Raw genomic sequence first — 19,331 nt, 5'->3', positions numbered from 1 at the left:
ACCTTGACTCGCGAACATCCCAATGTCAACATTCGGACATGTTGCGACCAGCGGGCAGGCGAGGCCTGGCGGAGGAGGCGGCCGACCGGATCAGGGACGCGGTCTTCGGTGGCGAGTTCCCGCCGGGGTCGGCGCTGCGCGAGGTCGACCTGGCCGCCCAGCTCGACGTCAGCCGCGGCTCGGTGCGCGAAGGACTGGCGATCCTCGAACGCGAGGGCCTGGTGCGCGGCGAATGGCACCGCGGCACGAAGGTGATCGACCTGACCGTGCGGGACGCCGAGGAGGTCTACTCGGTCCGGGCCGCGCTGGAAGGCCTCGCCGGCCGCGCCGCGATCGGCCGCGCCGACCTCGCGGCCCTCACCGGACTGGTCGACCGGATGGCCCAGCGGCTGGCCGACGGTGTCGCCAGCGAGGAGCTGCTGGCGCTGGACATCGAGTTCCACGACACGATCTACCAGGCCACGGCCAACCGGCGGCTGATCGAGGCCTGGTACGCCGTGCGGTCACAGGTCTACCTGTTCCAGCTCACCCGGATCCGCCTGGGACACAACGAATACCGCGCTGTGGTCGTGGACGAGCACCGGCAGATGGTGCAGCTGCTCGAACGCGGCGAAGCACACGCGGTCACCCGCTTCGCCGAGGAGCACGTGCACTCGGCGTTGCGGGCGCTCGTCGAGCAGATCAGCCCTTGAACAGCTGCGTGACCTTCAGCACCAGCTCGTACACCCCGTAGGCGAAGGGGATCCCCACCCACAGCCAGGCAACCGTGATCAACGGCCTGCGGCCGGCCGGTGCCTGTCCGGTCTCGGGCGTCTGGTCGCTCATCACGCCACCTCCGCTGCGGTCTTCTCGTGGAACTTGGCGTCGACCGGCTTGACCAGCTCGTTGGCGACGAACCCGACGACGAGCAGGCCGATCATGATGTAGATCGACGTGGTGTACAGCGCCGGGCCGCTCTTGCCCGCCGACTTCTGCGCGTCCGCGATCGCGTTGATGATCAACGGCCCGAGCACGCCCGCGACCGACCACGCGGTCAGCAGGCGGCCGTGGATCGCGCCGACCTGGTAGGTGCCGAAGAGGTCCTTCAGGTACGCCGGGATCGTGGCGAACCCGGCGCCGTAGAACGACAGGATCAGCATCGCGGACAGGATGAACACGATCTTCACGTCGTTGCCGACGAGCGCGATGACCAGGTACAGCACCGCGCCGAGTCCCAAGTAGAGCCGGTAGATGTTCTTGCGGCCGATCAGGTCCGACGTGGACGACCAGGCGATCCGGCCGAGCATGTTGGCCAGCGACAGCAGCGCGACGAAGCCCGCCGCGGCACTGGCCGTCACCGGCGTGGCGGTCTGCCGGAAGAAGTCGCCGATCATCGGCGCCGCCTTCTCCAGGATGCCGATGCCCGCTGTCACGTTGAAGCACAGCACCACCCACAGACACCAGAACTGCGGGGTCTTGACGGCGTTCTTCGCCGAGACGTTGGCGGTCGTGATCAGGACGTGCGCCCTGTCGTTGACCGGGTTGTACCCAGCTGGGCGCCAGCCGTCGGCGGGCACACGGACCAGCAGCACGCCCATGGTCATGAACACCGCGTACGCCAGGCCGTGCACGAGGAACGCCAACGCGATGGCGCCGTCCTCGACGCCCGTCACCACGCCGGTGTTGCTGTAGGTGACACCGAACGCGTCGAGCATCGCCGTGGACCACGGCGTGGCGATCAGCGCGCCACCGCCGAAGCCCATGATCGCGATACCGGTCGCCATGCCGGGCCGGTCGGGGAACCACTTGATCAAAGTGGACACCGGCGAGATGTAGCCAATGCCGAGACCGACGCCGCCCAGCCCGCCGTAACCGAGCACCACCAGCCAGTACTGCTTGGTCAGCACACCGAGGGCCGCGACGAGGAAGCCGCCGCAGAAGCAGCAGAGCGACACGAACATCGCCCACCTCGGGCCGTTGCGCTCCACCCGCGTGCCGAACAGCGCGGCGGACAGACCCAGCATCACGATGCCCAACTGGAACGGCAAAGCGCTCTGCGCGCCGCTCAATGAGAGATACTTCTCCAGCGGGGGCTTGAACACGCTCCAGGCGTAGGCCTGCCCGATCGCCAGGTGAACCGACAGGGCGGCGGGCGGGACGAGCCAGCGACTCCAGCCCGCCGGCGCGACCACACGGGAGCGGTCCAGGAATCCCAGGGCCATCGTCGGCCTCCCCACGCAAGCTTGTTGAGTAGGCAAACTAATGGTCTGGACGCACCGCTTCAAGAAGGAGTCCGCATGGGTCGGGTAACCATTCGCCGACCGGTCGTCAAGTTGTCGCCAAACGGTCGACGCCGCAGGCCGGACGTGCTAGCAGCCGAGGAGCCGTTGGAGATCCGCGTCAACGGCAAGGCGCTCGCGGTCACCATGCGCACGCCGGGACACGATGTCGAGCTCACGCACGGCTTTCTGCTCACCGAAGGCGTCATCGGCGACAAAGAGGACGTCTCCACGGCACGCTACTGCGACAGCGTCGACGACAGCGGCCGTAACACCTACAACGTGCTCGACCTGGCGCTAGCGCCAGGCGTGCCACCGCCCGACACCGGGGTGGAGAGAAATTTCTACACCACGTCGTCATGTGGTGTGTGCGGGAAGGCGGCTCTCGACGCCGTTCGGCTGAAAACCCGGTACTCCCCTGCTGGGGACACCACCACGTTCTCCCCCGCCGTGCTGACCACGCTGCCGGACGCCTTGCGCGAGGCGCAGCACGTGTTCGACTCCACCGGCGGGTTGCACGCGGCGGGACTGTTCCGCGCGGACGGCACCATGCTCGTCGTGCGTGAGGACGTCGGCAGGCACAACGCGGTCGACAAGGTCATGGGATGGGCGTTGCTCAACGACCAAGTCCCGCTCACTGGGACAGTGCTGATGGTGTCCGGCCGGGCGTCGTTCGAGCTCGTGCAGAAAGCGGCCATGTCCGGTGTGCCGGTGCTCACCGCCGTGTCAGCGCCGTCGTCCTTGGCCGTGGAACTGGCCGAGGAAAGCGGGATGACCTTGGCGGGCTTCGTCCGCGGCGACTCGATGAACGTCTACACCGGCATCGAACGGCTGCCGGATGACGATGAGTGACACTTTCAGCTGGTCCGATCGGTAATGTCTCACCCCATTCCCCCGATGGTGGCTACGGAACGCAACTTTATCGGCCTCCGATACGTCTGAGTGGTAGAGCATGTGGACGGGCGGGGGAAGGACCAGGGGTGGCAGCAGAGATCGAAGAGCCCGAGAAGCGGCGGATGAGCCGCCGATCGGTGCTCGTCGCGGGCACCGCCGGGCTGGCCACCGCCGGCCTGGTGCTGGGGACCGCCACCGGCACCCTGCCGGTGACCACACTGCTCGGCGACGCGCTGGGCACCTCCTCGCCGTCGGTCGGCCCCGGCGAGGTCGTCATCAAACACGAACGGGTGTACTCGCAGCGCCGCAAGCGTGAAATCGACATGGTCACGCTCATGCCCGACCGTGCCCGCCACAACCACCTGCCGGTCTGCCTGCTGCTGCACGGCCTGCACGGCAACGCCCGCCGCGCCGCGCCCACCGGCATGGCCCGCAAGCTGATCGACCTGGCGTCCGCCGGCACCATCCCGCCGTTCGCGATCGTGGCACTGGACGGCGGCGACAACTACTGGCACGAGAACCAGCGCGGCGACAACTCCATGGCCATGCTGCTCGACGAGGTCCCGCGCTGGATGCGTGACCGCGGCCTCGGCGGCGCCGACGGCACGCCGTTCGCGTGCGCGGGCATCTCCATGGGCGGCTTCGGCGCGTTGCTGTACGGACGCCGCCGCAACGAGCAGGGCAACCCGGCGAAAGCCATCGCGGCCATCTCCCCCGGACTGCTGACGTCCTGGCGTGAGATGAGCACCCGCAAGGCGTTCAAGGACACCACCGAATGGGCGTCACTCGACCCGCTGCGCAACGTGGACAAGCTGGGTCAGGTGCCGGTCGGGATCTGGTGCGGCACCGAGGACCACTTCATCGAAGGCACCCGCAAGTTCATCAAACTGGCCAAACCGCAGGTCGCGTACACCGGGCCCGGCGGGCACGGCGACCCGTTCTACCGCCGGATCGTCCCCGACGTGCTGTCTTTCCTGGGCAAGCACACCCCTCGGAACGCCTGAACCGTCCAACCGCTGATCCGACGGCGGTTGGCCGGCAACGACGAAGGCGGCTCCCGCGAAGGTGCGGAGCACCAAGCAGGAACCGCCTTGACCGCCTTTTCTCAGGCCGACTTCTCGCGACGCTCCCGGCGGGTTGGCTGCCGAGCCACGATCGTCGGGTTCACGTTCTCCCTGACCGTCTGCTCGGTGATCACGACCTTGGCGACGTCCGTGCGGCTCGGGATGTCGTACATCACCGGCTGCAGGACTTCCTCCATGATCGCGCGCAGGCCACGGGCACCGGTACCGCGCAGGATCGCCTGGTCGGCGATGGCTTCCAGGGCGGTCTCGGTGAACTCCAGTTCCACCCCGTCCATCTCGAACAGCTTCTGGTACTGCTTGACCAGGGCGTTGCGCGGCTGGGTGAGGATGGTGACCAGCGAGCGCTTGTCCAGGTTGGTGACGCTGGCGACGATCGGCAGACGCCCGATGAACTCGGGGATCAGGCCGAACTTGATCAGGTCCTCCGGCATGGTGTCGGAGAACACGTCGCTCTTGTCGATCTCCGCCGCGGTGCGGATCTCCGCGCCGAAGCCGAGGCCGCGCTTGCCGACCCGGTCCTGGATGATCTTCTCGAGCCCCGCGAACGCACCGGCCACGATGAACAGCACGTTCGTCGTGTCGATCTGGATGAACTCCTGGTGCGGGTGCTTGCGGCCGCCCTGCGGCGGGACGCTGGCCGTGGTGCCCTCGAGGATCTTGAGCAGCGCCTGCTGCACGCCCTCGCCGGAGACGTCCCTGGTGATCGAGGGGTTCTCGGACTTGCGGGCGATCTTGTCGACCTCGTCGATGTAGATGATGCCGGTCTCGGCGCGCTTGACGTCGTAGTCCGCTGCCTGGATCAGCTTCAGCAGGATGTTCTCGACGTCCTCGCCGACGTAGCCCGCCTCGGTCAACGCCGTGGCGTCCGCGATCGCGAACGGGACGTTGAGCAGCTTGGCCAGCGTCTGGGCCAGGTAGGTCTTGCCGCAGCCAGTCGGCCCGAGCATCAGGATGTTGGATTTCGCGAGCTCGACGGTCTCCTCGCGGGAGTCCCGACCCTCGCGGACCCGGTCGCCTGACTGGATGCGCTTGTAGTGGTTGTACACCGCTACGGCGAGGCTGCGTTTAGCGTCGTCCTGGCCGATCACGTACTGGTCGAGGAAGTCGTGGATCTCGGCGGGCTTGGGCAGCTCGTCGAGCTTGACGTCACCGGCCTCGGCCAGCTCTTCCTCGATGATCTCGTTGCACAGGTCGATGCACTCGTCGCAGATGTACACGCCGGGGCCGGCGATGAGCTTCTTCACCTGCTTCTGGCTCTTTCCGCAGAAGGAGCACTTGAGCAGGTCTCCGCCGTCACCGATACGTGCCATGACCGCTGACCTTGTCCCCTCCGGCATACCGGCTGGTACGCCTGGCTGTGTCTCGAGCGTTTCGCCCGTTCGGGTGTTCGATTTCAACACCAGTCGGGGTGACTCCGGCGGCGGCGGTTCTCCCCGCGCACCCCTCGACTGTACGTGCCAAGTGCCACAAAGCGGGAGAACCTGACCCGTCCGTTGCCGAATACCGGTGACAACCCTCGTCACCGACCGTATGCCATCACGGGCCCGCGTGTCGGACGAAACGCGAGATCGGCTGGGACGAGTCAGGTCGACGAACTAATGCGCCGCGGAAAGCTTGCGGTACGGCAGAACCTCGTCGATGATCCCGTAGTTCTTGGCGTCCTCGGCCGTGAGGATCTTGTCGCGCTCGATGTCGGCGCGGATGTCGTCGGCCGACTTGCGCGTGTGGTGCGCCAGCGTGAGCTCCATCTGGCGACGCAGGCGGCCGATCTCGTTCGCCTGGATCTCCAGGTCGGAGACCTGGCCGTAGACACCCTCGATCGACGGCTGGTGGATCAGGATCCGCGCGTTGGGCAGCGCCATCCGCTTGCCGGGCGTACCGGCGGCGAGCAGCACGGCCGCGGCCGACGCTGCCTGGCCGAGGCAGGTGGTGCGCACGTCCGGACGCACGTACTGCATCGTGTCGTAGATCGCCATGAGCGAGGTGAATGAACCGCCGGGCGAGTTGATGTACATCTCGATGTCCCGGTCGGGGTCGACCGACTCCAGGTACAGCAGCTGCGCCATCACGTCGTTGGCCGACGCGTCGTCGATCTGCACACCGAGGAAGATGATCCGCTCTTCGAAGAGCTTGTTGTACGGGTTGGACTCCTTGACCCCGTAGCTGGTGCGCTCCACGAAGGAAGGCAGCACATACCGGGACTGTGGGAGCTGGAAGTCACTCACTGCTACTCCTCGTAATCTTTCAGTCGCCGGTCAGTTGCGCGTCGCCGAGGACGTGCCCCGGGTGGCAACCTGGTCGACGAAGCCGTACTCGCGGGCTTCCTCGGCCGTGAACCAGCGGTCCCGGTCGGCGTCCGCAGTGATCTTCTCGATCGTCTGTCCGGTCTGCTCGGCCGTGATCTGCGCCATCTCGCGCTTCCACTTGCCGAACACCTCAGCGCGGATGGCGATGTCGGAGGCCGTGCCACCGACACCGGCCGACGGCTGGTGCATCATGATGCGCGCGTGCGGCAGCGCGTGGCGCTTGCCCGGGGTGCCGGAGGACAGCAGGAACTGGCCCATGGAGGCGGCCAGGCCCATCGCCCAGGTCTGCACGTCCGGCTCGATCAGCTGCATGGTGTCGTAGATCGCCATGCCCGCGGTGACCGAACCGCCCGGGGAGTTGATGTAGAAGACGATGTCGCGCTTGGGGTCTTCGGCCTCGAGCAGCAGCAGCTGTGCGGTGATCCGGTTGGCGATCTCGTCGTCGACCTCGGAGCCGAGGAAGACGATCCGCTCGCGGAGCAGCCGCTCGTACACCGAGTCGTTCAAGGTCAGCCCCGCGGTGCCGGACCGCATCTGGGGCGTGTGGTGTTGCGTCACGTCTGCCTGCCTTCTCCTGAAAGAACTCGAGCTCATCTCTCGCATTCGACATTAACGAAGGCGGGCGGCGCCGACGTCCCGACACCGCCCCCGTTCGCTCAGAGCTTCACTACTTGTTGGCCTCGGCCGGCTCCGCCTCGACGACCTCGGGCGTCTCGTCCTCGGCCGGGGCGACCGGGCCGAACAGCGCGTCGAAGTCGATCGCGTTGCCGCTGGCGTCGGTCACCGTGGCCTGGCGCACGATGGAGGCCAGCGCCTTGCCGCGGCGCACGTCGGCGAAGATGGCGCCGAGCTGGCCGGACTGCTGGGCGCGCTGGACGTACTCGTCCGGGCTGACGCCGAAGCGCTGGGCCTGGTAGATGATCCGCTCGGTGAGCTCCTGGTCGGACACGGAGAGGTTCTCCGCGTCGGCGACCGAGTCGAGCACCAGCTGGGTCTTGACGGCCTTCTCCGACTCGTCGCGGACGTCGGCGTCGAACTCCTCGCGGGTCTGGCCCTGCGACTCGAGGTACTCGTTGAACTTGGCGTCGTCGTGGTCGAAGGCGTGCACGGCGTCGTGCGCCCGCATCTCGACCTCGGCGCCGACCACGCTCTCCGGCAGCGGGACCTCGGTGGTCTCCAGGAGGGCCTCGAGGACCTTGTCGCGCGCCTGGACGCCCTGCTGCATCTTCTTGGCCATCGAGACGCGCTCGCGGAGGTTGTCGCGCAGCTCGTCGATCGTGTCGAACTCGCTGGCCATCTGGGCGAACTCGTCGTCGGCCTCGGGCAGCTCGCGGACCTTGACCGACTGGACGGTGACCGAGATCTCGGCGTCCTTGTCGGCGAACTCACCGGCGACCAGGCGGGAGACGAAGGTCTTCGTCTCGCCCGCCTCGGCGCCGACGATGGCCTCGTCGATGCCTTCGATCAGCTCACCGGAGCCGATCTGGTAGGAGAGGCCGGTGGTGGCGGCGTCCGGGACCTCCTGGCCGTCGACGGTGGCCGACAGGTCGATGGAGACGAAGTCGCCGTCCTCGGCGGGGCGGTTGGCGCCGGTGAGGGTGCCGAACCGGGCGCGCAGCTCGTCGAGCTGGCGGTCGACCTCCTCGTCGGCGATCTCGATGTCGTCGACGGTGACGGACAGCTCGCCGAACGCCGGGACGGTGATGTCCGGGCGGACGTCGACCTCGACGGTGAACGCCAGGTGGTCGCCGTCCTCGATCTTGGTCACCTCGATGTCGGGGCGGCCGAGGGTGCGGACCTCACCGGCGTTGACGGCCTCCATGTACTTGGCCGGGATGGCTTCGTTGACGACCTCGTCCAGCACGACACCGCGACCGAGGCGGTTCTCCAGCACCTTCGCGGGCGCCTTGCCCGGACGGAAACCAGGGATGCGCACCTGCTGGGCAAGCTTGCGGTATGCGCGGTCGAAGTTCGGCTTGAGCTCGTCGAACGGCACCTCGACGTTGATCCGGACCCTTGTCGGGCTCAGGTGCTCGACGGTGCTCTTCAACGTAAGACTCCTCGTGCGAAATGGCATGTGGGAACACCCGAGCCGAGGAAACAAGCCGGGAGTTACCAGGGAAGTCTAGGCGAGGTGCGCAGGTGGGAAAGGCGGGGGTGGATACTGGCGGATGCGGGTGGCGATCCTGATCGGCCTGCAGGCGTCGGGGAAGACGACCTTCTACCGCAGACACCTGGCCGAAACCCACGCGCACGTGAGCAAGGACAACTTCCCAAAAGGCGGCGACCGGCAGAAACGCCGGCTGGGGCTGATCAAGGAAGCCCTCGAAGCCGGCCGGGACGCGGCGGTGGACAACACCAACCCCTCACCAGCGCAATGGGCACCCCTGATCGCACTGGCCCGCAGCTTCGACGCGGAAGTGACCGCCTACTGGTTCCCGGTGGACGTCGAAGCCTCCATCGCCCGCAACGCGGCACGCGCCTCACCGGTGCCCGACGTCGGGCTCTTCGCCACACTGCGCCTGACCGGGGCCGACGGCTTCGACAAGGTGTCTCGGTGACGATCAACGAAGCGGGCGACTTCGATGTGACCGAAACCACACCAGATCGGTGACCGTGGGCGCGAAAAAGGGGCATCACCTGCGGCGATGCCCCTGTCTGTCGGGATGACAGGATTTGAACCTGCGACCCTCCGCTCCCAAAGCGGATGCGCTACCAAGCTGCGCTACATCCCGGTGCCGAGCGACCCCCGATTGCCGGGCCCTGCGTACGTAGCTTAGCCGGACCCGCTACTCTTATTCCGCACCCACCCCCGGTGGGCGCACGCGGGTGTAGCTCAATGGCAGAGCCCCAGCCTTCCAAGCTGGTCATGCGGGTTCGATTCCCGTCACCCGCTCCACCTCTCCCCCGCTGGTCAGGGCCTCACGGTCCGTCTCAGTAGGACGGTCTTTCGTCCGCTTCGAGGCTTCGTGCCCTTCGCGTGCCCCTTCTTCTTGGGCTTCTTGCTTTCCTTGGCCTTGGTCTGGCTCACCATCTGATCGATGCCGTCCGCGATTTCCTGCCCTCGCTCTTCACGCGCGTGGAGGTAGATCAGCGCCGCCCTCGTGCAGGTGCAAGTCCGGGATGCCCGCTGCCTTGCGGGCCTTGTCCCAGATGGCGTGGAAGTTGTTGCGCTTCGGCCGGGCTCCCTTCGGTCCAAGGAAGACCCACGCTGTCTCGTCCGGCTTCACGTACGTGTCGAGGTGCGTACGGATCTCCGAACGCAAGAGGCTGGGAAGCGTGATCGGGCGTTTCCCAGCAGCCGACTTCGGGTCGTCCTCGAACATCGGCGAGTGATCCGGCTGTACCGCTTGGCGGTCGATCCGGACTGCGCACGCATCGAGGTTGAGGTCCTGCCGTCGAAGTCCGATCATCTCGGCGAACCGCAGACTGCCGAACGCCGCCAGGAGCACGACCAGCCGATACCGCGACTGAATCTTGTCGGCCGCCACCAACACCTGGTCGATCATCGCAATAGGACGCTCAGGGCTCTCCAACACAATCGCACCAACTTGGCAGCGACCCAAACCGCCAGCCACACAGCCACGACGGCGCCGCCACCAGCTTGACCCAGCCCGGCAGCATGCTCCACCACGACAACCTCGGCCGCGCGACCTCCAACGGCACCGGATCAACCCAGCGCGCCCCTTCCCGCGGCTTCATCAGCAACCACACGTGGTGTCGCCGGGCAGCAGCCGAGCGAACTTCTTGCACTTCTCACATCGGGTCCGGGTGACCGCATTTGGGGGCACACCCGGTGTGTGTTCTACGCTTGCCACTGTCTGCTCCAGGTGGTTAGGCAGCACAGAAGCGGATCAGGTTGGTAGCCAGGTGTCCACTTTTGTGCCCCTGGAAATTGTTGTCCTGCAACAGGACGTGCGTCATCGCCACACGGCCCGCCGTGCGGCGTCGAGAGCGTCTAATCCGGAATCAGGGAGCTACCATCCCGTCCCCTCCTGCTTGGCACGAGTCGGCCGAGGCTGCCACGCCCTGTCCCAGGTATCCCGGAGCACAGCCTGTTTCGAGTCAGACACCTTGTACAGGTCGAGCATCGTGCCCAGCTCGTCCGGCCAGGGCAGTTGCCCCTGCTCGATCCGATGAACCTTGCTCGCCGAACCACCGAGCTGTTCACCGAGCTGTTCACCGACCTGTTCCTGCGTCAGCCCGGTGTTCTCGCGCAGTTGGCGAAGCTGCCTGGCCAGCACCAGGCCGTCCGCGTTCGGCTTGAATGGCCCCTTCATTTCAGTCCTCGCGATCGGTTCGCAAACGGGTCCAACACCCCGACTTTCGACCCGTGCATCACGTCATCCAGTGCCGTCGACGGCGTCTGCTTCAAACACATCACCGCGAGCTCATGCGCTGCGTCAGCGAGGTCTGCCAAGAAGGCCGTGAACTCTGCGACCTTCTCGCGGTCCGTCGGCGGTACGAGCGTGAGCGAGTTCGATGCGTCGGCCATGAACAACCGAGGTGGATCGCACTCGTCCTGCGGGTGCACGATCACGCGCGTGTCTGAGCCGACCTGCCATTCAGTTCCTGTGGTCATCTCAGGCCGCCTTCGCGTCGCCAGCGGCCTTGGTCGACCGAGCAGGCGCCGCGTCCACCGCGCGCATACCGGTGGCCCGGACAGTCCACGTGATCCACTTTGTCTGGCCTGAAGTCTCCGCCCGAGGCTGAACCGACAGCCCTTCCAGCACCACAGGCCGGAACGGCATACCCGGCGCAGCGGCCGGCGGAACCGGTTGAACCTTGGCGGCGAACATGACCGTGAAAGACTTGTCCCGATCCTTCTCGGCGGACGGATCGGCGAACGTGCCCTTGAACAACGGCAGCCCGGTTGCCTCGTCGATCCGAGACCGGACCGGACGGTTGCGGGCACGGTCCTCTTGAGACTGGTACTCGGTCAGCGGCTGGATCTCACCGACCAGAAACACGCCCTGCGGGAACATCAGGTCGTGATCGATAGCGAACGACATTCCTTGTGGCACAGCCATAATCGCTTACCTCAGCTCTGTGCGTCGAGGCGCAGGCTGTGCGCACCGGCCCAGCCTTCCCCGGAGTCAGGGACGTAGCTCCGCGTGCGGTCCTGGTCCTCGCACCAGGTGGCGAAGTCCGCCGCCGCTTCGGCCAGCGCCCGCGCGAACTGGGCGGCATCAGCCAACCCACCAACACGCGCCGGGACCTGAACGGCGAAACCAGCCTGGTCGTTGCCCGCGATCAGCTGGCGTACCCCGGGCGTGGGCTCATGCACGTGGACGAGGTCATCCCTCGCGGGCTGGACAAGAACGAAATAGCTCATGGCGCCTCCGGCTCCTTGGCGGCACCCCGGTCGGGTGCGTGCTCACCAAGGAAACCGGCGAACCGGCTCACCAGCCCGGACAAACTGTCCGGGTATCCGTCAGTGGCTGTTCTGAACCGCCGAAACGACGGCGTCGAGAATCGCATCCCACGGCAACTGCTTGCCGGGAGACGACCGCGGCTTGTGCAGCGGCCAGACGTCCTCACCCATCACCAATCGCACACCCGTCCGCCGCAACTTCTCGATGTGCTCATCCCACGACGGCTGATTCGCGTGCCCCGCGTTCACCTCGGGAACACGACCACCGGCACTTCACCGAGCCCGATCGCTTCACAGACCTGCGTCAAAGCCTGGTTGTCCGCGATACCCAGGGCCATCTTGGCGACCGTGTTGGACGTCGCGGGCACCACGGCGTAGCAGTCGACCTTCGGGTGTGGACTGTCCTCCCACGGCATCCGGGGCTTGTGCCGCACCGGCAACCCGGTCAACTGCTCGATCTTGTCGACCTCACCCGACGCGTCCAACCAGGTCCACGCCGTCGGCGTCAACGTCACAGCAACCCGCAGACCACGGCTCATCAGCGGTTCGATCATCCTCGGTGCGAGCTCTTCCAACCCACCGGCCGCAGATCCGACCAGACCGACCACGGGTGCGTTCATCAGCTCTCACTCACCGCGCGACACCGCTCAGCCAGGGCCAACAGCAACGAGGACTTCTTGCCACCAGTCACCGGCGCCCGCCGATACATAGTCCGCACGACCTCACGCACCCTCGCACTGTGCCGCAGCAACTGTGGTGCCTTCTCCTCCGCCGACAGCAACACCTGCAAAGCTTCGTCGTCCTTGGCGAGCAGGCTCAACGCCCGCGCGAGGTCGATCTGCTGCATCACCTGCCGCTCCACCGGCAGCCCGGACGTGTCCATCTGACTGCCGTGGTTCACCACGAACCTGACGTCTCCCAGGTCGAGGGCGCCGACAGCCGGTGCATCTGCACGTTGCGCGGCCCGAACCCGGTCTGCCAGTGGTTCGCGTCCTCACCCAACGAGCCAGCCGCATCCTCAGCTTTGTCTAGCAGCTCGCTGGCTGTTGACCGCTCTTGCTGGCGTGCCGCAGCCACCGCCGCCCGCAGGTGCAACATCCCGTACAGACTCAACGCGCCAGGGTCGCCCTCGCGCATCCTCGGTTCGAGATACCGCGCCGCCGCGTCCCCCAGCTCCAGCGCGTCCGCGAACCGACCGGTCGACAGCAACGCGTGCGTACCCGAACGCGCCGCCGAGGCCAGCACCAACGGGTTGTCCGAGGTGTCCGCCGCCTGCATCGCCCGCTCAGCCGCGATCCACGCCAGGTCAGCCTCACCGATCTTGCTCAACGTCGTGGCCGCCAGGTGGTGAATCCTCGCCGACACCGCAGCGGCCTGCCGCTTATAGGCGTCGTCGACGTCGTTGGCTTCCATCTGCTGAGCCGTCTTGATCAACCGAGGCAGCACCGCGACCACCCGACCGATCCGACCGCCCTGGTAGTCCATCCACGCAGCCTCAATCCACTGCGCCACCGGCTTGGGATCCACGTACTCGGGAGGCACGGAGGGCCCGAACAACGTCTTCGACAGCCGACGCGGAGTCATCAACGCGTCACGAATAGCCGGAACATCGTCGTTCTTCTGGTCATCCTCCAGCAACACCGGCTCACCGAGCAGATCCCCCAGCGACACCCGCAACGCCCGCGCGACCTCCACCAACACATCCAGCCGATTGATGTCCCGCTCACCACGCTCAATCTTGCTCAACCAGTCCTCAGACCGCCCCACAAGACCAGCCAACGTCGACTGCGCCAACCCACGACGCCGCCGGTAGAACGCCACACGCTCACCGACCGTCAGCGGATCACCAGCCCCACGCACATACCCGAGGCTAGCAGCACACCTCCAGCTCAAACGCGATTTGAGCAGGGGGTACGTAGGCGCGCATATCCAAACGAATGTGCATGATCAACAAAAGGTGACCAAGGTCACGCGTGGTTTAGCGCGACCTTGGTCACCCATGATATAATGGCAGATGAGGCGCACCCTAAGCCTTAAGCGTAGCCTCGTCCGGGATGTCTAGACCTCAACACTCTGAGACTACCTCGACGACACTCTTCTTACAAGAGGAGCGACCGGGTTCACTCGAACCGGTGGCGCGCCGCCTTGTCGTACCAAGAATAGGTAGATCTCTTTGAAAAACATACGAATCGGTGCCGCGTCGTTCTTAGATTACACGATGGGCACGTCCCGCGACTGCAAGAGGATCGTCAGGGAACACCGAGCCATGTACCTCGATCCCACGAACCAAGCAGCGACTTTTTACGAGCCAATCCGATCAGCTTTCCGTCGGGCAGTCAGCTCCATCGACCCCGCAGTGGTGCTGGACGGAGCAGTCAGAAAGGCTACAAAGGCCCAGCTCCCACACTACGAAGAGCTTCAGAGCGGCTTCATGATGTGGTGGTCAAGAACCAAAGCCACTGGAGTTCCTGTAAGGGATGGCGAATGGGTCGAGGGTGGGTTAGTAGTCACACTACGCCAGCTCATCGGAGTGCGATGCACGGACGGCACGACATTCGTCGTGTTCCCATACGTGAAATCTCCGGAAATGAATCAGGCCGCAGCCGACCTCCTGCTGCGAATCCTGGAACGCGAGATGGAGCGCCTCCTCCCCGGCGGGACGCCCGTTGTCCTCGATGTCCGTAGGAGCAAAACGTACAGGCTTCGAAGGAACACGAACCGGCATGAGCTCGATGCTCTACTGGCCGGTGAAGCCGCCAAGTATGTGGCTCACTGGCAGGCTGCCGCGTAGGACGACATACAGGTCGGAGAGGCATTATCTGGTCATCCGACGTTCGGGTACCCCGCAAGAGAGTCAATCGACGCCCCGGTTGAGTTGCCGAATTTGGCTCTAAGGGATCAAGAGGCGCGCCGCCGTCGGCGGCGCGCCTCACGCTCGGCGGCACGGGCCAATCCATCCCGACACGAGCGGGCTCCCGCTCCGCTACGCCCGCTCGGCCGATCGGTTGGACCCGAGCCGCCCGCGTGAGTACCGGCAGCCGACAACGGCGCGCAGAATCGGCGACCAGCGGAACCAGGCCCGGGACGATCGCCGAGTGGTCGACCTGCTCGTGCTGGGTACGGCGATCGGCGCCCGCCGACGCTCCGCGCCAACGGCCCACGTCAGAGGCATGATCAAGTGCGATTGGCGTGCTATTGCCCATGGTCAACAGCGGTCAACACCGGATACGCCAGACCACCCGCATCTGAGGTCAAAGGGCCTGGTCAGCCGCCTACGCCGCACTTCCAAGCTGGTCATGCGGGTTCGATTCCCGTCACCCGCTCCGCTGAAGTCCAGAAGGGGTGTCACCCGGTGCCGGGTGACACCCCTTCCGACTGTCAAGGCCACCAGCTCGCGCCCGGCTCAGCACCGACGGCGCGGTACCCAGCGCCTGCGTCCACATCGGCGTAGACGAGCTCCAGTTCGATCCTCCCGGGACCCGTCACAAGCACCTGGCACGCATTGGCGTGAAACGAATGCGCCAAACCAGACGCGCGCGCCATCCACTGCTCCGGCACCTGCCCCTTGACCATGCGGACCTGGACTCTGTCCCGCCACCCCTGTGACCACACACGCTGAAGCTTCGGCAGATACTCACGCCCGTTCACTTCGCCCGCCAAGTTCGCCAACCTCATGACGGTACGCCAATCCCAGGCGTAGACAGCGAAGCGCCGCATCTCGGTCCGCAGCCAACGGCACCGCCTGGCGTACGAATCCGCGTGCTTCCACCACCACACCAGCGAACCAACGACCACGACTGAGACGACAACACCAGTCAGATAGTGACCGGCCCACCAATCCAGCAACGAGGCGACTGCGACCAAGAGCATCGAAACCGGGTAGTACCAACAAATCCGCGCGATCTTGACGACGAGCCAACCTGCAAGCCCCATGAGCGCCAAGGACAACACCACGATCCTCAACCAGCCAGGCACCATCTTCAACCACGGCAGCCTCGGCCGCGCGACTTCCAGCGGAGCAGCATCAACCCAGCGGGATCCCCTGGCCATCACCAACCACCCCGTTCGACCACGAGGTTGGCGATGACACCGAACACCCCTGCGCCTACACACATCCTGTGCCTCGCCGGCGACCGCGCGAACTTCCACCAACGACGCGCGGTGGCACCACTTGCGGACACCACCGGTGTTGCCTCTAAGCTGTCCACTGTCTACTCCAGGTGGGTAGGCAGCACAGGAGCGGAACACGGTTGGTGGCCAGGGATCCGCTTCTGTGCCTATGGGATAGGTATCTCCGCAGCTGGGCGTGCGTCATCGCCACACGACCCCGCCGCGTGTGGTCAAGACTGTCTAATGAGGAATCTAAGACGCGCTTTCCTCATCCCGCTTGGCACGAGCCGGGCGAGGCTGCCACGCCTTTTCCCACGTGTTCCGAAGCACGGCTTGTGTCGCGTCAGGCACCTTGTACAGGTCGAGCATCATGCTTAGTTCGTCTGGCCAGGGCAGTTGCCCCTGCTCGATCCTGTGAACCTTGCTCGCCGACGCGCCGAGCTGCTCGCCAACCTCGCCCTGTGTCAGTCCCGTGTTCTCACGCAACTGGCGAAGCTGCCTAGCCAGCACCAGACCGTCCGCGTTCGGTTTCCACAGCCGCTTCATACCAACCTCCGCGTGTTGGTGGTGAACACATCCAGCGCTCGGACCGCTTCTGCCGTCGCCGTCATCGCGCCTGCTCCGACGTCTGAAGTGCAACCACAAATTCAACCGAGTTGGACGCGTCAGCCATGAACAGCCGAGGCGAGTCCCACTCGTTCCGCAGGTGCACGATCACGCGCGTGTCCGCACCGACTTTCCATTCGGTCTGGGTGGTCCCCGCGGTCTGCCGCACCAATACCGGTCTGAACGGCGAAAAGGGCCTGTGCTCCACATACCTGCCTCGTCGTTGCGTGACCTCGTGAGGTCGACTACCCGAACGGCATCTAACGTATACGAAGCTTCGTATACGCACAATCCCTACGTATACGAAGCTGGTACAGTCCGGACAGCACCGGTGGGCGGTGCGCAGTCGAAAGGATCCGGCCCGATGACAGACCCGGCCTACGTCTCCATCGCGGGCGAGTACGCGCGCAAGATCCGCAACGGCGACCTTCCCCCCGGAATCCAGCTGCCGAGCTACGCGGAAATCGCCACCCGGCACGGCGTCTCGGACATCGTCGTCCGCAAGGCCCTGGAGCTGCTCCATGGGCAGGGACTTGTGCGGTCCGTGCGGCGCCGCGGCATCTTCGTGGCCGACCGCCCCAACCTCGTCCGGATCTCCCCCGAGCGCCAGATGGAGACCGCGGAGGCGACTTTCGGCAACGAGTCCGCCCAGCAGGTGCAGATCGACCGCGAAACCGCCTCGATCCAAGCCACCGACGAACTGGCGGAGGCCTTCGGCGTGGGCGTGGGCGACGAGCTCACCCACGTCATCACTCGCGCTTCCGAAGACGGACGGCCCATCTCGATCTCGGACACGTACCAGCCACCGGACCTGTCGGGCATCTCGACAGCCACGGATCTCGAAGAAGCCATCGCAGACCAGCTACCGACACCGAATCACGCGGAGTGGCTGGGCACCACGCCAGGTGACCTCGTGAAGACCGTGAGCCAACGGTTCATCGCGGCCGACGAGCGAGTGGTCATGATTTCGAACATCTCGTACCCGCGCAACCGGTACGACTCGTTCGTTTTTCGAATGAAATTGTCCCCCAACGCCTAGATCCACGGCAAACACAGCAATTTGAAAGCCTGACTGATCGCCGCCGACGGCCGGTCAGGCTTCTTTCACTTCCGCACCCAACCCTGCGCCGTGTCATCCAGGTTCCACCAGGACACGTACCGCTCGTCTTGGGATTCGAGCCGCCAAGCAGTAGACAGTCCGTCGAAGAACGCGTCGTCCCCCGTCTTCCCGCCGCGCGGTTCGCCGATGAATATCAGCCGTTCACCGCCCGACCTCTCGAACTCACTAAGCGCCTGCGAGGCCATGGTGTTGCCCCATCCGGGTGGCCAACACAGGAACAACACGCAATCGGCCCCGCGGACAGCTCGACGTGAAAACTCCGCGAGGTCGTCGACGTGATGCCATATGTCTCGCTGCCCAGCCGCTGACGGAAAAGAAACATTCTCGATCCTGTCAGGCGGTTCGGAATCGTAGGCTTCTACCGCGAGCCCGGCTGCCGCCAGTTGCGCCGCCCAGTACGCGCGCCCGGCACCCAGCTCGACTACCTGTCGACCAGCACAGAACTGCGCTATCCATCCAACGGTTTCCGGCGACGGGATCGCATAAGCATAGGTGGCTTGCAGGATCATTTGCGCGTAGGCCAGCCGAGGACTTCCCTCAGGCCTGCCACCGTTGACCACTCGACGACCTTGACTCTCGGACACCGACGGCGCGACGATATCCCAATACGGATTCACACTGTGCTCAATACCACCCGTGACATGGTGAACAAACCGCAAGTCGAACGCAGCATCAACGGAATCATCGCCCGTACCCCGCAGCTGCGGCGCCATGTCGAGGTATTCGGCCACCTTCGGATACTCGTCGCGCAGCCGATGCTCGTCATCCAGCAGCGCTGCTAGCTCGTCACGTCGTTCAGCCGTCAACACCAGGTCAGCCACATACCAATTGTCTCACGACCGATTCTTTGTCGAACCGCGACCAAATTCAAGAGCGCAGGAGACACTTCCCCTGCTGTGGTTGGCTGGAGTTCGTGACTGGAACGCTTGCCCGGGCGGCTTCGGCTCTTGGGATTCGGGCTGGGAGGTGCGGGGATGCCTGGAGTGAGAGCGAGCGTTTCAGGGTCTGAGTCTTTCTTCTTGCCGGTCGTAGCAGATCAGGCCCATCGACGCCGCCAGGTTCGCTGCGTAGTCCGAGGCTTCGGCCGCCATGCTCCAGCGCATCGGGAAGTAGATCAGTGCCCCTGCTGCCTCCCCGATCAACGGGCTGGTCGACCAGGGTGAGGTGTCGTCCTCGTCTTCTGAGAGGTCACACCAGCGGTCCAGCAGCGCCGCCACGTATGCCGCGATGCGTTCCGTCGGCGGGATTTTTTCTTCTTCCCCACCGATGTAGCGGTCGTAGAGCTCTTTGAAGGTCTCGTTTGCCGCCTTGTCGTTCGGTGGGCGTTCACCTTCCCAGACAGCCAGGTCGTAACTCATGGTTCGAGGTTCGCATGGGGTACCGACAGTTTTCATCGCCACAGGATGATCAGCACTGTCACGTTGTCCGTGCCGCCTGAGGCGAGGGCGCGGGTTGTCGGACGCAGGTGTTGGTTCCGGGGCGCCTGCTACCAGATGTACAACGCCATCGCGTCGGCGTTCACGCCGCGGCGCATGCCTCGGTCGCTCACCGCCGCCGCTCCGTTGTCCAGCGTCAGCT

At 65.3% G+C, this 19,331-nt stretch carries 21 protein-coding genes, 2 tRNA genes and 2 pseudogenes; 7 read left to right on the top strand and 18 right to left on the bottom strand.

Annotated features, from left to right (window positions below; all coding sequences use genetic code 11):
* Nucleotides 1-38: 38 nt before the first annotated feature.
* The gene (locus AOZ06_RS11495; protein WP_054289426.1) at nt 39-692 is read left to right on the top strand and encodes a GntR family transcriptional regulator; all 654 of its coding nucleotides are present in this window, start codon (nt 39-41) and stop codon (nt 690-692) included.
* Here AOZ06_RS11495 and AOZ06_RS57695 read toward each other — a convergent pair.
* Together AOZ06_RS57695 and AOZ06_RS11490 are read right to left on the bottom strand one after the other, a co-directional pair.
* Nucleotides 682-825, bottom strand: coding sequence for an MFS transporter small subunit (locus AOZ06_RS57695; RefSeq protein ID WP_169798902.1), 144 nt, complete (start codon nt 823-825; stop codon nt 682-684). The two genes, AOZ06_RS11495 and AOZ06_RS57695, sit on opposite strands and share 11 nt — an antisense overlap.
* Entirely contained in the window at nt 825-2,201 is a 1,377-nt protein-coding gene (locus AOZ06_RS11490) for an OFA family MFS transporter (RefSeq protein WP_054289425.1), read from the bottom strand. Before AOZ06_RS11490 ends, AOZ06_RS57695 begins: the two co-directional genes overlap by 1 nt.
* Nucleotides 2,202-2,276: 75 nt before the next feature.
* On the opposite strand from AOZ06_RS11490, the gene fdhD reads away from it, so the two are divergent.
* Entirely contained in the window at nt 2,277-3,110 is an 834-nt protein-coding gene (fdhD, locus tag AOZ06_RS11485; RefSeq protein ID WP_054289424.1) for a formate dehydrogenase accessory sulfurtransferase FdhD, read from the top strand.
* 164 nt (nt 3,111-3,274) lie between these two features.
* Nucleotides 3,275-4,156: an alpha/beta hydrolase gene (locus AOZ06_RS11480; RefSeq protein ID WP_083472607.1), complete on the top strand. Its 882-nt coding sequence runs from the start codon at nt 3,275-3,277 to the stop codon at nt 4,154-4,156.
* A gap of 101 nt (nt 4,157-4,257) precedes the next feature.
* On the opposite strand, the gene clpX is transcribed toward AOZ06_RS11480, so the two are convergent.
* The 4 genes from clpX to tig form a co-directional block, all read right to left on the bottom strand.
* On the bottom strand, nt 4,258-5,547 hold the full coding sequence (gene clpX, locus AOZ06_RS11475; RefSeq protein ID WP_054289423.1) for an ATP-dependent Clp protease ATP-binding subunit ClpX: 1,290 nt from the start codon (nt 5,545-5,547) through the stop codon (nt 4,258-4,260).
* Between the two features lie 285 nt (nt 5,548-5,832).
* Nucleotides 5,833-6,462, bottom strand: coding sequence for an ATP-dependent Clp protease proteolytic subunit (locus AOZ06_RS11470; RefSeq protein ID WP_054289422.1), 630 nt, complete (start codon nt 6,460-6,462; stop codon nt 5,833-5,835).
* Between the two features lie 30 nt (nt 6,463-6,492).
* Nucleotides 6,493-7,101: an ATP-dependent Clp protease proteolytic subunit gene (locus AOZ06_RS11465; RefSeq protein ID WP_157232973.1), complete on the bottom strand. Its 609-nt coding sequence runs from the start codon at nt 7,099-7,101 to the stop codon at nt 6,493-6,495.
* A gap of 109 nt (nt 7,102-7,210) precedes the next feature.
* The gene (gene tig, locus AOZ06_RS11460) at nt 7,211-8,593 is read right to left on the bottom strand and encodes a trigger factor (RefSeq protein WP_054289420.1); all 1,383 of its coding nucleotides are present in this window, start codon (nt 8,591-8,593) and stop codon (nt 7,211-7,213) included.
* A gap of 121 nt (nt 8,594-8,714) precedes the next feature.
* On the opposite strand from tig, the gene AOZ06_RS11455 reads away from it, so the two are divergent.
* On the top strand, nt 8,715-9,104 hold the full coding sequence (locus AOZ06_RS11455) for an ATP-binding protein (protein WP_054289419.1): 390 nt from the start codon (nt 8,715-8,717) through the stop codon (nt 9,102-9,104).
* Between the two features lie 100 nt (nt 9,105-9,204).
* On the opposite strand, the gene AOZ06_RS11450 is transcribed toward AOZ06_RS11455, so the two are convergent.
* A tRNA-Pro gene (locus AOZ06_RS11450) sits at nt 9,205-9,278 on the bottom strand.
* A gap of 90 nt (nt 9,279-9,368) precedes the next feature.
* Here AOZ06_RS11450 and AOZ06_RS11445 point away from each other — a divergent pair.
* Nucleotides 9,369-9,442 (top strand) — tRNA-Gly (locus tag AOZ06_RS11445).
* Between the two features lie 172 nt (nt 9,443-9,614).
* On the opposite strand, the gene AOZ06_RS11440 is transcribed toward AOZ06_RS11445, so the two are convergent.
* From AOZ06_RS11440 to AOZ06_RS11410, 7 genes and pseudogenes are all read right to left on the bottom strand, one after another.
* Complete coding sequence (locus AOZ06_RS11440) at nt 9,615-10,052, bottom strand: tyrosine-type recombinase/integrase (RefSeq protein ID WP_054289418.1); 438 nt, start codon at nt 10,050-10,052, stop codon at nt 9,615-9,617.
* A 468-nt stretch (nt 10,053-10,520) separates the two neighbouring features.
* A complete protein-coding gene (locus AOZ06_RS11435; protein WP_054289417.1) occupies nt 10,521-10,823 on the bottom strand; it encodes a helix-turn-helix domain-containing protein in 303 nt (100 codons plus the stop codon).
* Nucleotides 10,820-11,125 carry a hypothetical protein gene (locus AOZ06_RS11430; protein ID WP_054289416.1) on the bottom strand — a complete coding sequence of 102 codons (306 nt, stop codon included), beginning with the start codon at nt 11,123-11,125 and terminating at the stop codon, nt 10,820-10,822. Before AOZ06_RS11430 ends, AOZ06_RS11435 begins: the two co-directional genes overlap by 4 nt.
* 1 nt (nt 11,126) lies before the next feature.
* Nucleotides 11,127-11,555 (bottom strand): hypothetical protein, encoded by a 429-nt coding sequence (locus tag AOZ06_RS11425; protein ID WP_225954849.1) that lies wholly within the window; start codon nt 11,553-11,555, stop codon nt 11,127-11,129.
* Between the two features lie 29 nt (nt 11,556-11,584).
* Nucleotides 11,585-11,878, bottom strand: coding sequence for a hypothetical protein (locus AOZ06_RS11420; RefSeq protein ID WP_157232972.1), 294 nt, complete (start codon nt 11,876-11,878; stop codon nt 11,585-11,587).
* 99 nt (nt 11,879-11,977) lie between these two features.
* Nucleotides 11,978-12,537 (bottom strand): annotated as a pseudogene (locus AOZ06_RS11415) (flavoprotein).
* A pseudogene (locus AOZ06_RS11410) lies at nt 12,537-13,777 on the bottom strand (helix-turn-helix domain-containing protein). Before AOZ06_RS11410 ends, AOZ06_RS11415 begins: the two co-directional pseudogenes overlap by 1 nt.
* 358 nt (nt 13,778-14,135) lie before the next feature.
* On the opposite strand from AOZ06_RS11410, the gene AOZ06_RS56120 reads away from it, so the two are divergent.
* Nucleotides 14,136-14,708: a hypothetical protein gene (locus tag AOZ06_RS56120; RefSeq protein ID WP_157232971.1), complete on the top strand. Its 573-nt coding sequence runs from the start codon at nt 14,136-14,138 to the stop codon at nt 14,706-14,708.
* Nucleotides 14,709-15,295: 587 nt separating this feature from the next.
* Here AOZ06_RS56120 and AOZ06_RS11400 read toward each other — a convergent pair.
* Together AOZ06_RS11400 and AOZ06_RS11395 are read right to left on the bottom strand one after the other, a co-directional pair.
* Nucleotides 15,296-15,967 carry a hypothetical protein gene (locus AOZ06_RS11400; RefSeq protein WP_054289413.1) on the bottom strand — a complete coding sequence of 224 codons (672 nt, stop codon included), beginning with the start codon at nt 15,965-15,967 and terminating at the stop codon, nt 15,296-15,298.
* Between the two features lie 312 nt (nt 15,968-16,279).
* Entirely contained in the window at nt 16,280-16,573 is a 294-nt protein-coding gene (locus AOZ06_RS11395) for a helix-turn-helix domain-containing protein (RefSeq protein ID WP_054289412.1), read from the bottom strand.
* A gap of 424 nt (nt 16,574-16,997) precedes the next feature.
* Between AOZ06_RS11395 and AOZ06_RS11390 the strand changes: the two genes are divergently transcribed.
* Nucleotides 16,998-17,672, top strand: coding sequence for a GntR family transcriptional regulator (locus AOZ06_RS11390; protein WP_054296575.1), 675 nt, complete (start codon nt 16,998-17,000; stop codon nt 17,670-17,672).
* Between the two features lie 65 nt (nt 17,673-17,737).
* Here the strand turns inward: AOZ06_RS11390 and AOZ06_RS11385 are convergent, their stop codons facing one another.
* A complete protein-coding gene (locus tag AOZ06_RS11385; protein WP_054289411.1) occupies nt 17,738-18,574 on the bottom strand; it encodes a hypothetical protein in 837 nt (278 codons plus the stop codon).
* A 177-nt stretch (nt 18,575-18,751) separates the two neighbouring features.
* Nucleotides 18,752-19,111, bottom strand: coding sequence for a hypothetical protein (locus tag AOZ06_RS11380; RefSeq protein WP_054289410.1), 360 nt, complete (start codon nt 19,109-19,111; stop codon nt 18,752-18,754).
* Nucleotides 19,112-19,331: the final 220 nt, after the last annotated feature.

It is taken from the genome of Kibdelosporangium phytohabitans (assembly GCF_001302585.1).
Lineage (GTDB): Bacteria > Actinomycetota > Actinomycetes > Mycobacteriales > Pseudonocardiaceae > Kibdelosporangium > Kibdelosporangium phytohabitans.
Note: the sequence above shows the minus strand (reverse complement) of the source record. Positions and strands in the feature narration are given on the sequence as shown.